At 62.8% G+C, this 18,919-nt stretch carries 18 protein-coding genes; 3 read left to right on the forward strand and 15 right to left on the reverse strand.

The annotated features are described in order from the left end of the window. Nucleotides 1-68 precede the first annotated feature (68 nt). Nucleotides 69-1,262: an MFS transporter gene (locus tag BUA38_RS15755; RefSeq protein ID WP_072819037.1), complete on the forward strand. Its 1,194-nt coding sequence runs from the start codon at nucleotides 69-71 to the stop codon at nucleotides 1,260-1,262. A gap of 24 nt (nucleotides 1,263-1,286) precedes the next feature. Here BUA38_RS15755 and map read toward each other — a convergent pair whose 3' ends face one another. Together map and BUA38_RS15765 are read right to left on the reverse strand one after the other, a co-directional pair. Continuing rightward, nucleotides 1,287-2,111, reverse strand: a complete 825-nt coding sequence (gene map / locus BUA38_RS15760; protein ID WP_072819038.1) for a type I methionyl aminopeptidase — start codon at nucleotides 2,109-2,111, stop codon at nucleotides 1,287-1,289. A gap of 173 nt (nucleotides 2,112-2,284) precedes the next feature. Then, nucleotides 2,285-3,601: a mechanosensitive ion channel family protein gene (locus BUA38_RS15765; protein WP_156898537.1), complete on the reverse strand. Its 1,317-nt coding sequence runs from the start codon at nucleotides 3,599-3,601 to the stop codon at nucleotides 2,285-2,287. Nucleotides 3,602-3,806: 205 nt separating this feature from the next. Between BUA38_RS15765 and BUA38_RS15770 the strand changes: the two genes are divergently transcribed. After that, nucleotides 3,807-5,603, forward strand: coding sequence for a potassium/proton antiporter (locus BUA38_RS15770; RefSeq protein ID WP_072819041.1), 1,797 nt, complete (start codon nucleotides 3,807-3,809; stop codon nucleotides 5,601-5,603). A 60-nt stretch (nucleotides 5,604-5,663) separates the two neighbouring features. Here the strand turns inward: BUA38_RS15770 and BUA38_RS15775 are convergent, their stop codons facing one another. The 11 genes from BUA38_RS15775 to lepA form a co-directional block, all read right to left on the reverse strand. After that, complete coding sequence (locus BUA38_RS15775; RefSeq protein ID WP_072819043.1) at nucleotides 5,664-6,041, reverse strand: hypothetical protein; 378 nt, start codon at nucleotides 6,039-6,041, stop codon at nucleotides 5,664-5,666. Between the two features lie 144 nt (nucleotides 6,042-6,185). Further along, nucleotides 6,186-6,866 (reverse strand): molybdenum ABC transporter ATP-binding protein, encoded by a 681-nt coding sequence (gene modC, locus BUA38_RS15780; RefSeq protein ID WP_072819044.1) that lies wholly within the window; start codon nucleotides 6,864-6,866, stop codon nucleotides 6,186-6,188. Between the two features lie 2 nt (nucleotides 6,867-6,868). Further along, entirely contained in the window at nucleotides 6,869-7,564 is a 696-nt protein-coding gene (gene modB, locus BUA38_RS15785; protein ID WP_072819046.1) for a molybdate ABC transporter permease subunit, read from the reverse strand. Nucleotides 7,565-7,745: 181 nt separating this feature from the next. After that, on the reverse strand, nucleotides 7,746-8,531 hold the full coding sequence (gene modA / locus BUA38_RS15790) for a molybdate ABC transporter substrate-binding protein (protein WP_072819047.1): 786 nt from the start codon (nucleotides 8,529-8,531) through the stop codon (nucleotides 7,746-7,748). Nucleotides 8,532-8,735: 204 nt separating this feature from the next. Next, nucleotides 8,736-9,242, reverse strand: a complete 507-nt coding sequence (locus BUA38_RS15795) for a hypothetical protein (RefSeq protein WP_072819049.1) — start codon at nucleotides 9,240-9,242, stop codon at nucleotides 8,736-8,738. Beyond that, the gene (locus BUA38_RS15800; RefSeq protein WP_072826155.1) at nucleotides 9,242-9,451 is read right to left on the reverse strand and encodes a TOBE domain-containing protein; all 210 of its coding nucleotides are present in this window, start codon (nucleotides 9,449-9,451) and stop codon (nucleotides 9,242-9,244) included. Before BUA38_RS15800 ends, BUA38_RS15795 begins: the two co-directional genes overlap by 1 nt. Nucleotides 9,452-9,609: 158 nt before the next feature. Beyond that, entirely contained in the window at nucleotides 9,610-10,560 is a 951-nt protein-coding gene (gene mepA, locus BUA38_RS15805; protein ID WP_072819051.1) for a penicillin-insensitive murein endopeptidase, read from the reverse strand. Between the two features lie 53 nt (nucleotides 10,561-10,613). Continuing rightward, complete coding sequence (locus BUA38_RS15810) at nucleotides 10,614-11,021, reverse strand: DUF1801 domain-containing protein (RefSeq protein WP_244553261.1); 408 nt, start codon at nucleotides 11,019-11,021, stop codon at nucleotides 10,614-10,616. A 157-nt stretch (nucleotides 11,022-11,178) separates the two neighbouring features. Then, nucleotides 11,179-13,146, reverse strand: coding sequence for a methyl-accepting chemotaxis protein (locus BUA38_RS15815; RefSeq protein WP_072819052.1), 1,968 nt, complete (start codon nucleotides 13,144-13,146; stop codon nucleotides 11,179-11,181). A 102-nt stretch (nucleotides 13,147-13,248) separates the two neighbouring features. Continuing rightward, on the reverse strand, nucleotides 13,249-14,427 hold the full coding sequence (locus BUA38_RS15820) for an acyl-CoA dehydrogenase family protein (RefSeq protein ID WP_072819054.1): 1,179 nt from the start codon (nucleotides 14,425-14,427) through the stop codon (nucleotides 13,249-13,251). Nucleotides 14,428-14,552: 125 nt separating this feature from the next. Next, on the reverse strand, nucleotides 14,553-16,364 hold the full coding sequence (lepA, locus tag BUA38_RS15825; RefSeq protein ID WP_072819055.1) for a translation elongation factor 4: 1,812 nt from the start codon (nucleotides 16,362-16,364) through the stop codon (nucleotides 14,553-14,555). A 143-nt stretch (nucleotides 16,365-16,507) separates the two neighbouring features. On the opposite strand from lepA, the gene BUA38_RS15830 reads away from it, so the two are divergent. Continuing rightward, on the forward strand, nucleotides 16,508-18,127 hold the full coding sequence (locus BUA38_RS15830; RefSeq protein WP_072819057.1) for a glycosyltransferase family 39 protein: 1,620 nt from the start codon (nucleotides 16,508-16,510) through the stop codon (nucleotides 18,125-18,127). Between the two features lie 22 nt (nucleotides 18,128-18,149). Here the strand turns inward: BUA38_RS15830 and BUA38_RS15835 are convergent, their stop codons facing one another. Both BUA38_RS15835 and BUA38_RS15840 read right to left on the reverse strand, forming a co-directional pair. Further along, entirely contained in the window at nucleotides 18,150-18,479 is a 330-nt protein-coding gene (locus tag BUA38_RS15835; protein ID WP_072819058.1) for an HPr family phosphocarrier protein, read from the reverse strand. Next, the gene (locus BUA38_RS15840; protein WP_068733893.1) at nucleotides 18,476-18,877 is read right to left on the reverse strand and encodes a PTS sugar transporter subunit IIA; all 402 of its coding nucleotides are present in this window, start codon (nucleotides 18,875-18,877) and stop codon (nucleotides 18,476-18,478) included. The genes BUA38_RS15835 and BUA38_RS15840 overlap by 4 nt, the downstream gene beginning before the upstream one ends. Nucleotides 18,878-18,919 lie beyond the last annotated feature (42 nt).

Below are 18,919 nucleotides of genomic sequence, written 5' to 3' on the forward strand. Positions count from 1 at the left end.
GCCTGCAATCACTCGCCGCAACTCTTTGGCAAATTAGAGAACAAGCGTTCCCAAATAAGGAAAAAGACGTGACAACGATCGCCTCCGACGTCCCCGACCACTCTGCCTCGATCTCCGGCTGGATCACGTTCCTGCTCGCGCTGTCCTGTGGCCTGATCGTCGCCAACGTCTACTATGCCCAGCCCCTGGTCGGTCCGATCGCGGCCGAGCTTGGCCTGTCGCCCAAAGCCGCCGGCCTCGTCGTGACCACGACCCAGATCGGATATGCGGTAGGGCTGTTTTTTATCGTCCCTCTCGGCGATCTCATTGAGAACCGCAAGCTGGTGTTGTCGGTGATGGGGCTCGGCGCGTTGGCGCTTGCGACCGCCGCCTATGCGACGCACGCCCTGCCGTTTTTTCTCGCCGCGCTCTGTCTCGGTCTCGGATCCGTCACTGTGCAGGTCCTCATCCCCTATGCCGGTCACCTCGCGCCGGAGCATATCCGTGGGCGCGTGATCGGCAACGTCATGACGGGCCTGATGATCGGCATTCTGCTGGCGCGCCCTGCCGCCAGCTTCATTGCTTCGATGTCCTCCTGGCATGTGGTTTACGCGCTTTCGGCTGGCATCATGGTCCTGCTGGCGCTGGTGCTCCGCTACGCGCTACCGGTTCGGAGACCGAAGGCACGGCTCGGCTATGGCGCGTTGCTGGCATCGATGGCGCATCTGGCGCTGACCACGCCGGTGCTTCGGCGGCGCGCGCTCTACCAGGCCAGCCTGTTTGGCGTGTTCAACCTGTTCTGGACCACCGTGCCGCTGCTGCTGGCCGGCCCCGATTTCCGGATGTCGCAGACCGGCATTGCCCTGTTTGCGCTTGCCGGCGTGGGTGGCGCGGCCATATCCCCGGTGGCTGGCCGCATTGCCGATCGCGGCTGGACCAGGCCTGCGACGGCCGCCGGCATGTTGCTGACGACCGCAGGCTTCGCCTTGACCCTACTGACGGCGCCCGGCTCAACGCTCTCTTTAGCTCTTTTCGTGATCGCAGCCATCGCGATCGACGCCGGTGTACAGGGCAACGTCACCCTGGGCTATCGGGTGCTATTTGCGCTTGGCGCTGAACATCGCAGCCGGCTCAATGGCGTCTTTATGACGACGCTCTTTCTCGGTGGCGCGATGGGTTCGGCCATCGGCGCCTGGGCCTATGTGCATGGCGGCTGGGCGCTGGCGGCGTCGATCGGCGGCGTGATGCCGCTACTGACGCTGATCTATCTGGCAACGGAGTGAGGGCCTGCGGCGTCAGCGCGAGAATTAGGCCACCACCGGCGGCTTTTCCTGATGGCGCTCTGACAGCGTGAAGATTTCGAAGCCGGTCGACGTGACGCCGACCGAATGCTCGAACTGCGCCGAAAGCGAGCGGTCCCGCGTTACCGCGGTCCAGCCGTCGGACAGGATCTTCACGTGCGGCTTGCCGAGATTGATCATCGGCTCGATGGTGAAGAACATTCCGGGCTTGAGCGGCACGCCTTCACCGGGGCGGCCGATATGAATGATGTTGGGTTCGTCGTGGAACAGCCTGCCAAGTCCGTGACCGCAGAAATCCCGCACCACGCTCATGCCCTGAGGTTCGACGAAGCTCTGGATCGCATGACCGATATCGCCCGTGGTGGCGCCCGGTTTCACGGCCGCGATACCACGCATCATGGCTTCATACGTCACCTCGATCAGCCGTTCGGCCTTCCGCGCGATCGGCTGGATCGCATACATCCGGCTGGAATCGCCATACCAGCCATCGACGATGAAGGTGACGTCGATATTGACGATGTCGCCTTCCTTCAGCGCGCGATCTCCGGGCATGCCATGGCAGACCACATGGTTGAGCGAGGTGCACGTCGAATAGCGGTAGCCGCGATACATCAGCGTCGCGGGAAACGCGCCATGGCTGAAGGCGAAATCGCGCACGAAATCGTCGATGTCGGAGGTCGGCATGCCGGCCTTGACGATGTCGGTCAGCTCGTCAAGGCACTCTGCGACCAGCGCCCCCGCCTTTCGCATGCCGGCAAAGCCGCTGGCGCCATGCAGCTTGATTTGCCCGGTTTTGCGCAGGGACGTATCTGAAGCCTCAACGTAACTCATGGATGAATCGGGTCTCGGTGGGGAGGCTGGTTGAACCCACTAATTTAGTGATTGGCGCTCGCAGTGCAAGCGAGTCCTGGTGTCCCGATTCCGAAGTTCGTATCATTTCGGGATCCACGTTTCGGCATAATCCATGCGGACTTCGGAACCGCCACGCTGCGGTGGAACCGCCGTCAATTCGAGACTTCCACGGTGGTATCGACCGGCAGCGCGCCGCCGCGGATGCGCAGTTCGCGCACCTGGTAGGGCACCTTGATGCCCTCGCGCTTGAATGCCTCCCACAAAGACAGCATGACCTCGCTCTTGACGTTGTCCATGCCGTCGGGGTCGGCGATCCAGAAGTTCAGCGAGAACTTCATGCCGGTCTCGCCGAATTCGGTCAGGATGCAGTTCGGCGGCTTCGACTTGATCGCGCGCGGCGCACTGCCCCCGATTTCGATCGCTAGCTGGCAGACCCGCCTCGGATCCGACTCGTAGTTGGTGGCGAAGATCACCTTCACCAGCGTATTCTTGTCGGTGTAGGTCCAGTTGGTGACCTTCTGCGTCACCAGGTCCTCGTTGGGGATCAGGAACTCGCGGCCGTCGCCGGCGGCCACCGAAATGTAGCGGGTCTTCATCGCGCTGATGCGCCCTGAACTGTCGCCGATGGTGACGAGATCGCCGGGTTTGACCGACTTGTCCGCCAAAAGGATGATGCCGCTGATGAAATTGGCGACGATCTTCTGCAGGCCGATGCCGATGCCGACGCCGACCGCGCCCGAAAATACCGCCAGCGCCGACAGGTTGATGCCGACCGCGCTAAGCGCAACCGCGATCGCGATGATCATCAACCCCATCCGGATCATCTTCACCAGCAGCACCTGGATCGATGGCGTCAGGTCGGTGGACTGGTTAATCCGGCTTTCGGCAAAATTGCTGGCGACGTTGGTGAACCAGAGTGCCGCGATCAGGATCAGACCGAGCTTGATCACGAGCAGCGGCGTCAGCGTCAGGCCGCCCAGCACGATCGAAACCGAATCGAGCGCATCGGCCGCCGGCTCGAGCTGGTTGATGACGCTCAACGCCGCCATCACCCATGCCGTCAGTGAGACCACTTTCACCAGGGTTGCGTTGCGGATGACCGAAGTCATCAGGCGGATGATCAGCCAGGCCACCGCCAGCTTGGCCGCGACCACGAGCATGTAGCTGCGGCTCGGCCAGGTCGAATGGTACATCGCGATGCGCGCGGCAATCACCAGGATGGCAAACACCACGGTCGAGAAACTTTCGAACAGCACGGCGGCCAGATGTTGCAGTGGCAGCGGCCAGCGGCTGGCGAGCGTTCCCTTGTCGATGCGCCCCTGAAGCGCGGCGTTGGCGGCAAACGCAATTCCTGCCGCGATCAGGATGATGCCGAATTGCAGATAGAAGAAGGGCGAGGAGATTTCGGCGCCGACGGAGCGCGCCACCGTTCGCAGGTGGTCGATGATATCGTTCAAATCCATCGTCAAAATCTCATTTCGCGGGGCGCGAGTGGCTATCGGCGCGCTTGATTCGATTGCGCACCAGGATTTTCCCACATCGGCGCTTTTAGCGCTATCTCAGCGCGTGCCGGATCGCCCGATCGGACCTGAAAGCCGCACCTCGGCAGAAATGGGTTGGCGTCAAAGTATGGCGACGATAAGGATGGTGTCGCAAGGAGTTATCTAAACCCCCATGGCCTCTCTGGACTCGGTCAGCATAGCCATTTTTCTGGGCGCAGTGCTTGTCATGGCGGGCATCCTGTCGAGCCTGCTCGCGCTGCGCTTCGGTGCGCCGCTGCTGCTGGTGTTCCTGCTGATCGGCATCATGGCCGGGGAATCCGGTCCCGGAAGGATCGAGTTTGATGATCTGCGCACCACCTATCTCGTGGGTTCGGTGGCGCTGGCGCTGATCCTGTTCGACGGCGGCTTGCGCACCCGCTTCCAGAACATCAGCGCGGTGCTGGCACCCTCGATGGTGCTTGCCACCATCGGCGTGCTCCTGACCGCGCTGATCACAGCACCCGTTGCCAAATACGTCCTTGATCTCAACTGGACCGAAGCGCTGTTGGTTGGCGCGGTGGTGGCCTCGACCGACGCGGCCGCCGTGTTTCTGCTCGTGCATGCGCAAGGGCTGCGGCTGCGTCCGCGCGTCGGTGCGACGCTGGAAGCGGAGTCCGGCACCAACGATCCGTTCGCGGTGTTTCTCACCCTGATGCTGGTCGAGCTGATTTCGGTCGGCGGGAGTTCGTTCGCCCATGTGGCCATGGAACTCGGCCGCGAGGCCGTGCTGGGCGCGGTCTTCGGCATCGTCGGGGGCAGGCTCGTGGTGTTGGGGCTCAACCGCGTCGCCCTGCCGCAGGGCCTGCACGCGCCGTTCGTGCTGACGGCGGCGCTCGTGATCTTTGCCGCGACGCAGATCGTGCATGCCTCGGGCTTTCTCGCCGTCTATCTCGCCGGCATCATCATCGGCAACCGGCCGACCCGTGCGCACAACGCGCTGGTGACGTTTCTCGATGCCGCGACCTGGCTTGCGCAGATCGTGATGTTCGTGCTGCTCGGGTTACTTGCTTCGCCTCAGCGGCTGGTGGTGAGCATCGGACCTGCTGTCGTCATTGCGCTGGTCCTGATGCTGGTGGCGCGGCCGCTTGCGGTATTCCTCTGTCTGCTGCCATTTCGCTTCAACTGGCGGGAGAAGATCTTCATCGCCTGGACCGGCCTGCGCGGCGCGGTCGCGATCTTTCTGGCTTCGATCCCGATGCTGGTCGGGCTCACAAAGGCCTATCTGTATTTCGACGTCGCCTTCGTCATCGTCGTCATTTCGCTGCTCCTGCAAGGGTGGACGCTGGCGGCGGCGGCGCGACGGCTGCACGTGGCGCTGCCGCGTGCCGAGCGCGGCCCGCGGCGCGTCGAGCTCGACCTCCCTGGCCAGCTCGAGCAGCAACTGGTCGGTTATCCCGTGCGGCCGAAAAGCCTGTTCTTCCGCCGTGGGCTCACGCCCTCATGGTCAAAGCCGACGCTCGTGATCCGTGACCAGCATATTCTCTCGCCGGCGGAGGCCGATCCCGTGCGGCCCGGCGACTATGTCTACCTGCTCGCACCGCCGGAGAAGGCCGAGTCGCTCGATCGTTTCTTCGTCGACATGCCGCCAAGCTCGGCGCCCGATCCGCATCTGCTCGGCGATTTCACGGTGTCGGGCGAGCATACGCTCGGCGAACTGGCGGAGGTCTATGGCGTCAAGGTCAACCCCGATCAGACGGCACTGACGCTCGCTGACTATTTCGACATCCACCTCGATCACGCGCCAAAGGAAGGCGCAACGCTCGATCTCGACCCGATTATTCTGGTGGCGCGCAGCATCAGCGGGGGAAGGGTGAACGTGATCGGCCTTCGCCTGCCCGAAGATCCGGAAGAGGTACCGTCGGCACCGCCGCCGCTTGAATTGTTCAAACAGAAATTGGCGAGCTTCTGGTCGTCGGTCGCTGGAATCTGAAAACGAAAATGGCGCGGGCTGAAACAGCTCACGCCATCGAATCACTTATTGCTATCGGTATCAGTAGCCGCAGGAACCGCAGCGCGGCGCGACCGGCGCGTAATAGGTGCGCGCCGGTGCGACCATCTCGACGCGTTCACGAACGGCGTATTGCGGCGCGAGGCGCTCATACGCAACGCCTTCGGGCGCGACCATCACGGTCTGCGGCACCATCACGGTGCGATACTGCGCGGGCGTGCGATGGGCAATGACCCGGCCGGGCTCGACCATCACCGTCTCCTGAACGGTGCGGTACTGCGGCGGAATAACCTGCGGCTGGTAGCAGGTGACGCAGGGCTGCGGCGGGGCGTAGCAGCCATAGCAGCCGGCTGAAGCGGCGGTCGGAAGGGCCATAATCGAAAGAGCTGAAGCAATGAGTGCGGCATAAGCGCGGGACATTTTGATCTGTGCCTTTGGGTTGCGATGTCCGCACTCAATAGTGTTGCGGTGAAGGCCGTCAACGACAACAGCGCATTTACCTTTATGGAGATCATTAACGCAGAATGCGTTGTATGCGGAGAAATGTAGGCTTTCTAGCCCACGTCAAACCGGCGCATGCGCTGCCGGCAATACCTCGCCACCGCCGAATGCCGTGACGCGCCCGTGCTGGATCATCGCGATCTGCGTCGCCAGTTTCCGCATCTCCGACGGGTCGTGGCTGACATAGACCATCGGGATGCCGGCCTCGTCACGCAGGCGAACGAGATAGGGCAGGATCTCTTCCTTGCGTTCCTCGTCGAGCGATCCCAGCGGCTCGTCGAGCAGCAGCAGTCTTGGCTGCGACAACAGCGCCCGGCCGAGCGCCACGCGCTGGCGCTCGCCGCCGGATAGTTTTCCGGGGCGGCGATCCAGCAAGTGGCTGATGTCGAGCAGGTCTGTGACGCGACGCCAAAGCGCCGCATCCTCGGCGAGGCGGTTCATGCGCCGCCCATAGTCGAGATTGCGGCGTACGTCGAGATGCGGGAACAGCCGCGCGTCCTGGAAAACGTAGCCGATGCGGCGGCGATGCACGGCGACGTGCGTGCCGGCGGCGGCATCGTCCAGTATCTCGCCGTCGATCGAGATCGTTCCAACGTCCGGTCGCAGCAGGCCCGCGATCATGTTGATCAGGGACGTCTTGCCAGCGCCGGATGCGCCGAACAGGCCGGTGACGCGGCCGTCGCTCGTGAAGGCCGCTTCGACGGTGAGCTCACCGAGCCGTTTGGAGACATCGACCTGCAACATGATCAATTCCCGTGCAGGCGCAGCGTGGCGCGCCGGGCAAACCATTCGGAGGCAATGAGCGCTGCCATCGCGAGCAGAACGGATATCACGACGAGCCGCATCGCGGCTGCGTCACCATCCGGGGTCTGGATCAGCGCATAGATCGCCGACGAAATGGTTTGTGTTTCGCCGGGAATGTTGGACACGAACGTAATGGTCGCGCCGAATTCGCCGAGCGCTTTGGCAAATCCAAGCACCATTCCGGCAAGCACGCCCGATAGTGCCAGCGGTAACGTCACGGTCAGAAACACCTGCCAGGGCGCCGCGCCCAGCGTCGCAGCGGCCTGTTCCAGCCGGCGGTCGACGGCTTCGATCGAAAGCCGGATTGGCCGCACCAGCAACGGGAACGACATGATTCCGCAGGCGAGCGCCGCACCGGTCCAGCGGAACGCGAACACGAGACCGAGATGTTCGGCCAGCCACGCGCCGACGGCGCCGCGACGTCCGAAAGTGAGCAGCAGGAGGTAGCCGGTGACGACGGGCGGCAGCACCAGCGGCAAATGGATGGCGGCATCGAGCAGCGCCTTGCCCCAGAACTCCCGGCGCGCCAACAGCCAGGCGACCGCGACGGCAATTGGGGTTGCCACCAGCGTCGCAACGGTCGCTACCCGCAGCGAAAGCAGGATCGCCGTCCATTCCGTGGGTGAAATATCGAACACGCTAGTGTCCCGGTTCTGACATTCGTATCATATCGCGGCAGGCACCTTTACGAATGTCAGAACCAAAGGGACACTAGAAAATATGGGTTTCTAGTGTGGTTTTGACTCTGACGTTCCTTTGAAGAACTCGCGGCGCCACTGAAAGGAACGTCAGTGTCGCCACGCTAGCGAGGATAGCCGGTCAGGTTGAGGGACGTACGAGGAAAGTGAATCCGTATTTTTCAAAAACGGCCTTTGCCGCTGGTGTGCGTAGGAAATCAAGATAGCCGGCGGCGCCTGCTCCGGCCGACGTCGTCGCCGCAACCGGATAGATGATCGGCGGATGGGAATCGGCCGGGAAGGTGCCGACGATCTTTACCCCCGGCTCGACCTTGGCGTCGGTGGCATAGACGATGCCAAGCACGGCCTCGCCGCGGGCTACCAACGTCAACGCCGCGCGCACGCTTTCGGCCATCGCAAATTTCGGTGCGACGGCCTCCCACGCGCCGAGTTTTTCCAGTGCGGCCTTGGCGTATTTGCCGACCGGAACCGAGGCGACGTCGCCGGTAGCGATCCGGCCCATGCCGGCGAGCTTGGCGAGATCGAAGCCCGGTGCGATCGAAACCTTGTCGATGGATGAGTCCTTTGGCGCGATCAGAACGATACTGTTGCCGAGCAGGTTGGTCCGTGTTTCCGGCTTGATGGTTTTCTGCTTGGTCGCATAGTCCATCCAGTCGGTGTCGGCGGACACAAAAATGTCGGCGGGCGCACCCTGGTCGATCTGCCTGGCGAGCACGGAGCTTGCGGCATAACTCGCGGTGACCTTGACGCCGGACTTGGCCGTGTAGGCGGCGTCGATGTCGTCGAGCGCGTTCTTCATCGAGGCCGCTGCGAATACCGTCAGGCCCTTCTCCTGGGCGAATGCAGGCGGTGAAGTAAGGCCGCTCACGAGCATGAGAGCGAAAGCAATTTTGACAAGCCGGGACATGCGTGCGCTCCGCGCCTGAACGCCGCGCGGCAGAAGCGCGCGAAATCAGGCCTTGGTCTATCGTGCTATGCGACTAGCGAAAGCGCCGTTCCGCCGTTCCCGCTGGCTTACGGCCGGCGGGAACTTCGCGTGAGGAAAACCATAACAGGCTGATGGTTCAGGTCAAAGTGGCCAAAGGCCGCCCCGCTTTCGCGGGCTGGGCCTTCATTCCGTCGGCTGGATCACGACCGAGAGCGAATTCTCCCGGACGCCGCTGATCTGAAGCACGAAAGGCGCCGCCGTGAGCTCGAACTTCACGGTCTTGCGGATACCCTCGCAGTCGGTGGCGCCGCTGAACGCCGTGGGTTTGAGAAAATGCCCGTCCTGAACGAGGTCGATCCACGCGCCATTGGAAAGGCTAACCGTGTAGCTGCCGGCCTTCGGTACCGCGGGAAACTTCGCAAAGCCGGCGAAGGTGCCATCCTTCGGGGCGCGTTCCGGCGGCGTCGGCAACTTCGCATCGGCCGGTGCGACGAGGGCAATCGTCACGGCGGTTGCCGGCAAGGCGGTGAGTTCGCTGCCCGAGTTGAGTTTCGCACGATCGGCCGCGGTCAGCGCGGCGCGCGCATGGTCGATATTCCATTTGAACTTGTCGCAGCCGCTCGGTTCTTCCGCGGCAAACGCCGGCGCGGCTGCAAGCAAGGTCAAGGCAACGAAGAGGGGCTTTCGCATTAATCCACCGCGATCATGACGTCAGAAGCCTTGATCACTACGGTCACATGACCCTTGGCCTTGATGCCGAGTTCGTCGACCGCCTCGTTGGTGATCGATGAAGTGATGATATGCCCGTTGCCGATGTCGACCCGAACGTGGGAGGTCGTCGCACCTTTCTTGACTTCGAGAACGGTGCCCTTGATCTGGTTGCGTGCACTGAGGCGCATGATGGTCTCCACATAGTCGGGCCGCGCTCTATCCGCCGCGGGCATGGCGGTCTTCTGACTGATAAGAAGATGGGATCATCGTCCCGGTTCGGCCGCCGTGCTTACGGCAGCGGCGACGGCGGTTTTTAGCGCATTCAGGCCGGGCGCGCACCGAAATGTTACTGCTTGGCGTCGGGGGCAGCCAGAACCCCACGGCATTCCGCCGGCAGTTGCGCCAGCGTCATCGGCGGCTTCGGCTTTTCCGGCTCGACCGGCGGCTTGGGATGGAGCACCTCGTCCTTGAACCAGTAGGCGAGGTCGGCCGCGCTGCAGGCCTCGCCCTCGGTAGGTTCGGGCTGGCTCTCGCAGGCGGTAGCCCCGGCGGGGCATTTGATCCGGATGTGAAAGTGATAATCGTGCCCGTACATCGGCCGGATCTTGGCAAGCCAGCTGCGGTCACCCTTGGTCTCACGGCACAGCGCCTTCTTGATCGCCGCATTGACGAAGATGCGCTGAACGCCCGGCTCCTGCGCGGCGTCGCGAATGACGGTCAGATGCTGCGGCGTCCAGCTATTCGGATCGATGTCGAGCCGGTCGGACCGTACCATCATCACGGCCGACATTTCCTCGCGCTCGTTGCGGGACAAAGTGTGGTTGGGCATCGGCGTCAGCCATACATCCGCATCAAGTCCGATCTGGTGGCTGGCGTGACCGGTAAACATCGGTCCTCCGCGCGGCTGCGACATGTCACCGACCAGGATGCCGGGCCAGCCGGCGTCTTTGTGTGCTTTCGCCGACAACCGTTCCAATAGCGCGATCATCTCGGGATGCGCCCAGTTGCGATTACGTGACAGCCGCATCACCTGCCAGGTCGGACCGTTGATCGGCAAAGGCTGCGCGCCGGCGATGCAGCCGTGCGAATAAAAACCGATCACCTTCGTCGGCATCGACGCCGGCAGCACCTTGCGCCCGAACAATTCTTTCGCGCCGAGTTTCGGGTCGTTCGGATTTGCAAGCGGCGGCAGCGGCTTCGGATTGACGCTGCCTTTGTCCTGAGCCGATGCTGTGGAGCTCGCGGCGGCGATCGCAAACAACAGAAATGTCGGGATAAGAAGCGGGCGCCAGTTCATATGCGCATCCTAGCCGACGCGTTCGCGACAGGGAATTCACCAATCGGAGAAAATCACCGCGAAGATCGCGATGTCGTCTTGCGCCTGTTGAGATGATAGGTCAGCGCCAGCCCCACACAGTGACGGAGCTCATCTTTCGGGAGTTCGTCCGCGGCATCCAGGAGGATGCAGCGATTGCCGACATAAGTGAGTTCCGGATAGAGCTCGCGAAATGTATCGACCAGGTTTGTCTGGCAATGGAAGTAGATCGCATATCGGTCGGGTTCGGCTTTCACCTGATCGATCCTGATCGTGCTTCCACTTTTGCTTTCGCTGGTGAGATAGCTCACCTGTCCCCATTTCAGGGTCTCCTCTAACTCGCCGACGCCGGCCGTTCGTTTTGCGGTATCGAGGATCAATCGGCGAAGGACGAGAAGTTTTTCGCGCAGCCGTTTCGGATAGCTGCTGAAGGCTGCTGCCACTTTGGGGTCGGAGGGGGCTGCGTTGTCGTTCGGTCGGGTTCTTGTCGCGCTCTTTCTCGAAAGGCCCGGCATCGTCATCCACGCTATCGCAGCTCGAATGGAATCTAGCGCGAATGACGCGCCAGCGACAACGACTTTCTGTTGAGTAGCGATTTTGCTAGGCGGCGTCGCGCAGGCCAGCGAGGAATGTATCGACGCTCTTGAACAGTGCGGAAGCATGCTGGCTGAGTTCGCCGGAAGCGGAGAGGACGCTATCGGCGAGCGCGCGCGACTGCTCGGCTGCATGGCTCGCGCCGGCGACGTTGACCGCGACCTCGCTGGTGCCAGCGGCAACCTGCTGGACGCTGTGGGCGATCTCGCGCGTCGCCGCTCCTTGCTCTTCGACGGCGGAGGCGATCGTGTTGGCGATACCGCTGATCTCGCGGATGGTGGTACTGATCCCGCCGATCGCGCCTACGCACTCTTCGGTGGAAGCCTGGATCGCGGCGACCTGGCCGGCGATCTCATCGGTGGCTTTCGCGGTCTGGCTTGCAAGCTCCTTGACCTCGGCGGCAACAACCGCAAAGCCCCTGCCGGCTTCGCCGGCGCGCGCCGCCTCAATGGTGGCGTTCAGCGCCAGCAGATTGGTCTGGCCCGCGATCGCGCTAATGAGACGGAGCACGTCGCCGATCTTCTCGCCGGCAGCGGCGAGCCCGCCGACCATTTCGTTGGTCTTCGCAGCCTTGCCGACGGCGGCATCGGCAACGTCGCTGGAATGGGTGACCTGGCGGCCGATCTCCGCGACGGAAGAGGCGAGTTCTTCGGTGGCTGCCGCGACCGTATTGATGCTGGAAGAGGCTTCCTCGGACGCCGCGGCGGCTGCGGCGGCCTGTGCCGAGGTGCCGTTGACGCTTGCCGTGATTTCCGCGGCGACGCGCTGCATGTCTTCCGTGGCGCGCGCGACTGCGGTCACGAGGCTCTTGACGTCAGCCTCGAAGCGGTCGGCCATGCGCCGTTGCAGCGCGCTCTTTTCTTCTTCGCTCTGCTTCTTCGCCGCTTCCTGCGCCTCGCGAAGCTGGTGCGACTCGATCATGTTGCGGCGGAACACGTCGACGGCGCCGGCCATGGTGCCGAGTTCGTCCTGGCGGTCGCCGCCGGGGATGACGACATCGGTATCGCCACTGGAAAGACGGTTCATGACCGCAGTGATCGCTGTGAGCGGGCGCGACATGCCGCGGCCGAGCAGGAAGGCTAGCAAGGCGGCGGCGGCCAGAATCGCGATAGTGCCGAAAATCATCGTGCGCTGGGAACTGGCGGACGCGGCCTCATAGGCGGTGACATCCTTGATCAGCTCCAGCACGGCGACCGGCTGTCCGGCATAGTTCCTGATCTGCCCGAGATAGAGCACGACGGGGTGACCGTCGAGCGTGGTGTCGCGCCGCACCGTGGCGCCGTCGAACACGCTCTTCAACTCGCCTTCGCTCGCCAGCGACTTTTCCGCGAAGGTCGATCCGATATTGGCAAACGCCTTGCCGTCGAAACGATGCACGGCGAGGTCGACGTTGAAACGCTGCTTGACGCTGTCGACGAACTGCTTGTTGAAGGAGACGCCGATGTCGGCGACGGCGACGCTCTTGCCGTCGCGCATGATCGGGGTCATGGCGAAAATGCTAAGGGAGTCCCGGCCGGCTTCGACGCCGACGATGGGTTTTCCGGTCCGGTTCGATTCCACCACGGTGGCGCGGCGGGCCGAGATATCTTCGCCGAAATGCTTGGGATCATGGGCCCGGTAAACATTGATCGCAGGCGGGGCGTGGAAGCTGATCAGCGGGATGCCCTGTGCCTTGAGCGCTTCCAGCGGCGCCTTCAACAGCGGCTCCAGCGCCTCACGGTCGCTTTTGGCGATGGCATCGGCCACCGGCGGCAGGTTGGCGATGACGGCGCTGACGGCGAGCCCCGCGCGCCCTTCGTAGTCGAGGGTGGCGATCACGCTGTCATATTGCAGCTTGAGTTGCTGATCGAGCGCCAGCCGCATCAGCGAGCGCTCCTGCATCAGCGAAAATGTTCCGAGGATTGCGCAGGCCGCCGCAACGGTCAGTGAAATCGCGAGGATGAGGCGGATCGCGATCGATCGGATCTGAAACATGGGATTTCGGGAGCCCCGCAAAGGTTAAGCGGAAGTTCCCAGAAACTGCTTAATATCTGATTGCTTTTGGCTCCCGGCGCGCGGCCGGGAGGTCTGCTCAAATCACATGGTGGGCCCGCGCGGGATCACGCTGTTGGTCAGTATCATCTTGCCGACGTCCTCAAAATGATTGTCGCGGGCCTGGATCTGCTGGGCGATGGTGTGCATGTCGCGGAAGCGGCGCTCGAACGGGTTCGATTTGAAAACCGCGGTGGCGCCCGCCATGTGATAGGCGGTCTCGACCACCTCCGCCGATTGGTGGATGGTATAGGTCGCAGACAGCCGGATCGCGGCGCGTCCCTGCTCGGAGAGTTTTCCAGTGTTCAGTATTTCCTGCCACGCGTTCGCAGCGGTGGAGAAATGGTACGCGCGCGCCGCGCGTAGCTTGGCCTCGGTGCGGCCGATCAGGCCTTGAACCGCGCTGTTGTCTTTCATGGCGGCGATGCCGACCGAATGCTTCTTGCGGGCGAGATCGATCGCCGCGTCCAGCGTCGCCCGCGCCACGCCGAGCGAGACGGCGCCAAAGCCCAGGCCGAACATCGAATAGGTCGTGATCCCGTAAAGGGGGCCTTTCTCGCGCAGCGCGGAGAAATCGTCGCGGAGTGCGGCATGGCTGTCAGGGATGAACAGGTTCTCGACTGAATAGGAATCGGTGCCGGTGCCGCAGAGCCCGATCACATTCCACATGTCGTGTGTCGTGGCGCTCGATGCCGGAAACAGGATGGTCCGGATTTCCGGCGTGCCGTTGGGCCTCATCCGCGTCGTGCCGTCGGCCTCCAGCACTTGAACATGGGCCCCCAGCCAGTTCGCCTGACGCATACCGCTGGCGAAATCCCAGCGCGCCGTGATGGTGTAGCCGCCGGGAACCGCCTGCACGGCGTGCGCGATCGCGCCCCAGGCAGCGATATCGTCCGGCTTGCCGAATACCTGATGCGCCACGTCCGCATCGAGATAGGCCGCCGTCATGCCCACCACCGAACATTGCCCCACGCACCACGCGGTGGAGGCGTCGGCCTTGGCGATTTCCTCCAGCATTTCCATGAAAACCATCGGCGGAGACTCGAAGCCGCCGATGTTTTTGGGCAGGAGTGACTTGTAGAGCCCGTTCTTGATCAGCGCCGAAACCACTTTGGGAGTCAGGCGCCGCGTCCGCTCGATCTCGTCGGCCTCTTCCGCAAGCAATGGCGCCAGCGCCCTGGCGCGCTTGACCAGGCCGATGCTCGCGGCTTCGGGCTTGTTCATGGCGTTTCCTTTTTTATCGACCGATCAATTAGCTCCATGTTGATCCAACTCGCGCCTGGGATCAAGGTGGTTGCGAGCAGGATCAATGCAGAATTGTCGGGTGGGAGTAGCGCCGGAAACGGAGCTCAGCTATCGACCTTGAGTGCGGCGATGAAGGCTTCCTGCGGAATGTCGACCTTGCCGAACTGCCGCATCTTCTTCTTGCCTTCCTTCTGCTTCTCCAGAAGTTTCCGTTTGCGCGTGATGTCGCCGCCGTAACATTTCGCGGTGACGTCCTTGCGCAGCGCGCGCACGGTCTCGCGCGCGATCACCTTGCCGCCGATCGCCGCCTGAATCGGAATCTGGAACATGTGCGGCGGGATCAGCTCCTTCATCTTTTCGACCATGGCGCGGCCGCGGCCTTCGGCGCGGGTGCGGTGCACCAGCATCGACAGCGCGTCCACCGGCTCGTTGTTGACCAGGATCTGCATCTTGACGAGGTCGGCGGGCTTGTAGTCCGTCAGGTGATAGTCGAACGAGGCGTAACCCTTGGAGACCGACTTCAGGCGGTCGTAAAAGTCGAACACCACCTCGTTGAGGGGCAAGTCGTATTTCACCATCGCGCGCGAGCCGACATAGGTCAGCTCCTTCTGGGCGCCGCGGCGGTCCTGGCAGAGCTTGAGCACGCTGCCGAGATACTCATCGGGCGTCAGGATCGTGGCCTCGATCCAGGGTTCGTCGATCTGGGCGATCTTCACCACGTCGGGCATGTCGACGGGATTGTGAATCTCGATCTCGCTGCCGTCGGTCAGCTTCATCTTGTAGATCACGCTCGGCGCAGTCGCGATCAGGTTGAGGTCGAACTCGCGCGACAGCCGCTCCTGGATGATCTCCAGATGCAACAGCCCAAGGAAGCCGCAGCGGAAGCCGAAGCCGAGCGCGGCGGAAGTTTCCATTTCGTAGGAGAAGCTCGCATCGTTCAGGCGCAGCTTGCCCATCGCCGCCCGCAGCGTTTCGAAATCGTTGGCGTCGACCGGGAACAGGCCGCAGAACACCACCGGAATAGCAGGCTTGAAGCCCGGCAGCATTTCCGTGACCGGCTTCCTGTCATCGGTGATGGTGTCGCCGACGCGTGTATCGGCGACTTCCTTGATCGCGGCCGTGATGAAGCCGATCTCGCCGGGACCAAGCTCGTCGACCTGCTCCATCTTGGGCGTGAAGAAACCGACGCGCTCGACGTCGTAGGCCGCGCCCGTGCCCATCATGCGGATGCGCTGGCCCTTTCTCATCGTGCCATCGACAACGCGGATCAGCACGACGACGCCGAGATAGACGTCATACCAGCTGTCGACCAGGAGCGCCTTCAAGGCGGCGTCGCGGTCGCCCTTGGGCGGCGGCAGGCGCGTGACAATCGCTTCCAGCACGTCGGGCACGCCGAGGCCAGTCTTGGCCGAGATCATCACGGCGTCGGAAGCATCGATGCCGATAACGTCCTCGATCTGCTGCTTCACCTTTTCAGGCTCGGCCGCGGGCAGATCGACCTTGTTCAGGACCGGGACGATCTCGTGATTGTTGTCGAGCGCCTGGTAGACGTTGGCGAGTGTCTGCGCCTCGACGCCCTGGCTTGCGTCCACCACCAGCAGCGACCCTTCGCAGGCCGCGAGCGAACGCGAGACCTCGTAGGCGAAGTCGACATGGCCTGGCGTATCCATCAGGTTGAAGATGTAGCTCTTGCCGTCTTTCGCCCGATAATTCAGCCGGACGGTCTGCGCCTTGATGGTGATGCCGCGTTCTCGCTCGATATCCATGGAATCGAGCACTTGTTCCTTGCCCGCCATTTCGCGGTCCGTCAGACCGCCCGTGATCTGGATCAGCCGATCGGCCAGCGTCGATTTGCCATGGTCGATATGCGCGACAATGGAGAAATTGCGGATGTTGGGAATGGGGGTGGTCGTCATGGGCGCGGGATAGCACCCGTGCTTTTGGGCGGCAACCATATTGCGGTATTTTAACGAGTCTTCTTCACGTCAAGCTGATTTCACGGCGGCGGAAAACGCGCTACCCACACGGAATTGCTGAGAACCAAAAGGTCGCAAAACACATGCCGCCGACGCTGACTTCATCCGCAAGCTTGCCACGCCGCCGCCGGTCGACCCGGCGGCCGCGCCTCCGGCGGCTCGCGGCCTGGGTGCTGGCGTCGGCCAAGGACCGTTACGGCGCCTCAGCGTTCGTCTTCACCTTCGCGGTGATCCACGCCCTGCTGTGGACCGTCATCCTGATCAATCTGAAGGCAGCGCAGGACATCCATATGGATGTCGCGGAAACCTTCGCCTGGGGCCAGAAATTCCAGTTCGGTTACGGCAAGCACCCGCCGCTGGTGGGCTGGGTCGCCGGCCTCTGGTTCAGAATGTTCCCAGTCACCGACTGGGCCACCTATTTGCTGGCGATGACGACGGTGAGCTGCGGGCTCGTGATCTGCTGGATGATCGCGACGCGGGTGGTCGATTATCGCCGCGCCTTCTTCGTCGTGGTGATGCTTGCGATCTATCCGATCTTCAATTTCAAGGGCTTCAAATTCAATCCGGACCTCTTGCAACTCGTCACGCTGCCGCTTCTGGTGCTGGCCTATCTCGACGCGTTTTCAAAGCGCAGCGCCGCCTCCGGCGTCTGGCTCGGAATTGCCGCAGCGCTGGCGCTGATGACGAAATACTGGGTGCTGGCGATGATCGGTGCGGTCGGGCTTGCCGCGCTCATTCATCCCGAACGGCGCGAATTCCTGCGTTCGCCGGCGCCCTGGGTGGCGATGGTCACAGCGATCCTCGCGATGACCCCGCATCTGTTGTGGCTGAAGGACGTGGACTTTGTGCCGCTCACCTACGCCGGCGACGTCTATGGGCATTTCACCCGTGCGCAGACCGCGATGCTGGTGCTCGGCTACATCGAGCACAATCTGGGGCTGCTGGTGTTGCCGGTCGTGATGGCCGTGCTTGCCCTGACCGGAATAAGCCTGCGACCGCCACGGGCCGCATTGGCGCGCATCTGGTCAGCGGGCGCCAATACCGGCGTAAAGGCGATGCAGGCGCTCAACATCTGGTTCATCCAGATCATCGTCGCGGTCGGGCCGCCGCTCGGCGGACTGATCTTCTCGGTCTACATGAAGACCGATTGGGGCATCTCGCTGTTCTTCCTGACACCGCTCGCGCTGGTGGCGATTCAGCGCCTGCGTCTGCCCGGCATTGCCTTGTTCCGGATTACCGCGATCTGGCTGGTGCTCACATTGGCGACGCTCGCCGCTTCGCCGTATATCGCCCTGCACGAGTTCTCGGACGATCCCAAGGTTGCCTTCAGCTACGGTGCGCGGTCGCAATTGGCGCGTGAACTGACGGGGCTGTGGCACAATCGCTTCTTCACGCGCTGGTCAGTGGTCGCGGGCACGACCGAGGTCGGCGAACCCATGACGTTCTATAGTCCCGATCATCCGGCGCCGTTGACGCCGGGCGAAGTCTGGTCGTCGGGCCTGACCTCGCTGGACGAAGCCAAACGCCTCGGCTTCATCGGCGTCTGCGACACCACGGATAACCGCTTGCCTGAATGTGAGGCCTGGATGGCCGCCAACGGCAAGGATGCCGAGCAGGTCGCGGTGACCACGCAACGTTTCTTCAAGGGGCATGCGGGCCCCGCCATCACCTGGAAGATCTACATCGTGCCGCCGGCGAAGTAGCCCGTCGGCGCGCGTCGCGGCTTTACGGATTCTCTTCGTTGAACTTGGCGCCAACGAGTTCGGTGATGGCGTCGAGCGCAGCCTGAGCCTCGCGCCCGGCCGCGGAAACCACAATCGACGTTCCCGGGCCTGCCGACAGCATCATCAGGCCCATGATCGATGTGCCGCCGACAGTTTCGCTGCCCTTGGTCACCCACACTTCGGCGTCGAAGCGCTCGACCATCTGCACGAATTTGGCTGATGCGCGCGCGTGCAGGCCGCGTTTGTTGATGATGGGAAGTTCGCGGGAAACGGCGCCTTCCGGGATGCCCGGTCCGGAAGAGGTGTCAGGCGACGCGCCGTCGTCGGTCATTTTCCGGCAAGCACCCGGCTGGCGATGGTCACGTATTTGCGGCCGGCTTCCTGGGCCATGGCAATGGCGTCGGGTAGCGTTCGCTCTTCGCGGACCTTGGCAAGCTTGACCAGCATCGGAAGGTTGATGCCTGCGAGCACTTCCACCTTCGGGCGGCTCATGCAGGAAATGGCGAGATTAGAGGGCGTGCCGCCGAACATGTCGGTGAGGATCGCAACCCCATCGCCGCTGTCGACGCGATTCACCGCTTCGATAATGTCGCTGCGACACAGATCGGAATCGTCTTCAGCGCCGATCGTGACGGCTTCGATTTGTTTTTGCGGACCCATGACGTGTTCCAGCGCCGCCTTGAATTCGTCGGCAAGGCGCCCATGGGTCACAAGTACTAGACCAATCATCGAGAACTCCTCGTGGGTGCCTTTGGTGCACCGCACGAACGC

It is taken from the genome of Bradyrhizobium erythrophlei (assembly GCF_900142985.1).
Classification (GTDB): domain Bacteria; phylum Pseudomonadota; class Alphaproteobacteria; order Rhizobiales; family Xanthobacteraceae; genus Bradyrhizobium; species Bradyrhizobium erythrophlei_B.

What these genes read in the sequence shown, in the direction of transcription:
- map (WP_072819038.1), bottom strand. Translation starts at nt 2,111, where the DNA reads ATGAGTTACGTTGAGGCTTCAGATACGTCCCTGCGCAAAACCGGGCAA.
- BUA38_RS15770 (WP_072819041.1), top strand. Translation starts at nt 3,807, where the DNA reads ATGGCCTCTCTGGACTCGGTCAGCATAGCCATTTTTCTGGGCGCAGTG.
- BUA38_RS15775 (WP_072819043.1), bottom strand. Translation starts at nt 6,041, where the DNA reads ATGTCCCGCGCTTATGCCGCACTCATTGCTTCAGCTCTTTCGATTATG.
- modC (WP_072819044.1), bottom strand. Translation starts at nt 6,866, where the DNA reads ATGTTGCAGGTCGATGTCTCCAAACGGCTCGGTGAGCTCACCGTCGAA.
- modA (WP_072819047.1), bottom strand. Translation starts at nt 8,531, where the DNA reads ATGTCCCGGCTTGTCAAAATTGCTTTCGCTCTCATGCTCGTGAGCGGC.
- BUA38_RS15795 (WP_072819049.1), bottom strand. Translation starts at nt 9,242, where the DNA reads ATGCGAAAGCCCCTCTTCGTTGCCTTGACCTTGCTTGCAGCCGCGCCG.
- BUA38_RS15800 (WP_072826155.1), bottom strand. Translation starts at nt 9,451, where the DNA reads ATGCGCCTCAGTGCACGCAACCAGATCAAGGGCACCGTTCTCGAAGTC.
- mepA (WP_072819051.1), bottom strand. Translation starts at nt 10,560, where the DNA reads ATGAACTGGCGCCCGCTTCTTATCCCGACATTTCTGTTGTTTGCGATC.
- BUA38_RS15815 (WP_072819052.1), bottom strand. Translation starts at nt 13,146, where the DNA reads ATGTTTCAGATCCGATCGATCGCGATCCGCCTCATCCTCGCGATTTCA.
- BUA38_RS15820 (WP_072819054.1), bottom strand. Translation starts at nt 14,427, where the DNA reads ATGAACAAGCCCGAAGCCGCGAGCATCGGCCTGGTCAAGCGCGCCAGG.
- lepA (WP_072819055.1), bottom strand. Translation starts at nt 16,364, where the DNA reads ATGACGACCACCCCCATTCCCAACATCCGCAATTTCTCCATTGTCGCG.
- BUA38_RS15830 (WP_072819057.1), top strand. Translation starts at nt 16,508, where the DNA reads ATGCCGCCGACGCTGACTTCATCCGCAAGCTTGCCACGCCGCCGCCGG.
- BUA38_RS15835 (WP_072819058.1), bottom strand. Translation starts at nt 18,479, where the DNA reads ATGACCGACGACGGCGCGTCGCCTGACACCTCTTCCGGACCGGGCATC.
- BUA38_RS15840 (WP_068733893.1), bottom strand. Translation starts at nt 18,877, where the DNA reads ATGATTGGTCTAGTACTTGTGACCCATGGGCGCCTTGCCGACGAATTC.